Source organism: Curtobacterium sp. MCBA15_016 (assembly GCF_001865105.1).
In the GTDB taxonomy this organism is placed as follows: Bacteria; Actinomycetota; Actinomycetes; order Actinomycetales; family Microbacteriaceae; genus Curtobacterium.
Map to the genome: position 1 here is coordinate 904 of NZ_MJGR01000034.1, position 1,479 is coordinate 2,382.

The 1,479-nt window shown below is 71.3% G+C and carries 2 protein-coding genes and 1 tRNA gene; 2 read left to right on the forward strand and 1 reads right to left on the reverse strand.

Annotated features, from left to right (window positions below; genetic code table 11):
* The coding region (locus BIV03_RS18865; RefSeq protein ID WP_175475864.1) for an FAD-dependent oxidoreductase at window positions 1-196 on the forward strand (196 nt) is incomplete at its 5' end.
* A gap of 44 nt (window positions 197-240) precedes the next feature.
* Window positions 241-312 (forward strand) — tRNA-Gln (locus BIV03_RS13840).
* A gap of 129 nt (window positions 313-441) precedes the next feature.
* On the opposite strand, the gene BIV03_RS13845 is transcribed toward BIV03_RS13840, so the two are convergent.
* Window positions 442-1,326 carry a glycoside hydrolase family 16 protein gene (locus tag BIV03_RS13845; RefSeq protein WP_083403445.1) on the reverse strand — a complete coding sequence of 295 codons (885 nt, stop codon included), beginning with the start codon at window positions 1,324-1,326 and terminating at the stop codon, window positions 442-444.
* Window positions 1,327-1,479: the final 153 nt, after the last annotated feature.

The following is a 1,479-nucleotide window of genomic DNA, read 5'->3' on the forward strand; positions in this document are numbered from 1 at the left end:
CCGCGACGCCGAGGGGCTCGTCGTGGTCGACCGCTCCGGACGGACGAGCGTGCCCGGGCTGTACGCCGTGGGCGACGTGACGCCACCCGGACCGGAACAGCTGATCGTGGCGGCCGGCCACGGGGCGGTCACGGCCGCCGCGGTGCACCGGGATCTCGTCGGTGGTCTCACGGACCTCCGGGATGCTGTACAGTAGTTGATCGTGCCCCGGGCAACCGGGACCGAAGGCCTCCGGGCCTTTGGGGTATGGTGTAATTGGCAACACAGCGGTTTCTGGTACCGTCGTTCTTGGTTCGAGTCCAGGTACCCCAGCACTCGTAGAACAAGCCCCCGGGATCTCCCGGGGGCTTGTTCCGTTTCGGGCGCAGAAGCCGCGTGACACGCCAGGCGACGAACCGACACGCCAGGCCACAGCCCGACACGCCAGGGCGGCCGATCAGGTCAGGACTGCGCCCTGCTCTTCCGGTACGCGACCACCCAGTCCACGAGCACGTGCCCGGATGCGTCGGCCGGCACCTCGGCGTCGTGGATGATCGTCTCCGCCTGCAGCGTCACGCGCATCGGCGTCGTGGGCACCGCGCCCGTGACCGTCTCGAGCAGCTCGTCGTCCCAGTAGAAGCGCACCGCGTCGGCGGTCCACTCGACGGTCGCGACGTGCCAGTCGGTCTGCCCGCCGGACACCACCGTCGGGTCCTCGGGCAGGAACGTCATCGCCTCGGTCGCGGGGTCGTAGCTGCCCGGGATCGCCGACACCGGGCGGACGTCGCCGGTGAGGTCCCCCTCGGGCCAGTCGATCTCGCCCTCGTTCCAGTCGCCGGACAGCGGCCAGAGGATCATGACGAACTTGTAGCCGGGGACCTCGTCGGCGCGGTACCGGATCGAGACGCGCTGGTGCGTGTACGCCCGGTAGCCGGCGGGGAGGACCGTCGCCACGAGGGGCTGGGACCCGTTGCTGCGGAGGTGGAAGTCGAGCACCGAGTCGTGCACCGACACCACCTGGTCGGGGGAGTAGAGCCCCTTGCCCGACGTGTCCCGCATCCCGCTGTACTCCGCCATCCGCGGGTACACCGCGAGGAGTTCGCCGAGCGCGGCGTCGAGGTCGAAGTCCTGTGCGAGGTAGGGGACCCACCGCGTCCCCTCGGACTCGAGCGCCCCGGTGGGCATGCGTTCGGCGCGGGCGGTCGAGTCACCGGCACGCGTGGGCAGCACGACGGCCGTGGTGCCGGCGACCACGGCGACCCCCGCGATGCCGGCGATCGTCACGCCGCGGCGCAGGAAGGACCGCCGGGTGGTCATCCGGTGACGTGCCCCGGGCTCATGCTGCATCGCGCACCTCGTAGATCCGGACTCCGTCGCGGTCGTAGCGGAGGGTGCCCTCGTCGGCCACGGACCGCTCGATGGCGTCGATCTGCGCGCCGGTGAGCGTCCCGCGGGTCACGGCGTCGGCCCGCTGCGCTTCCGAGAACACGAGCCAGGAGT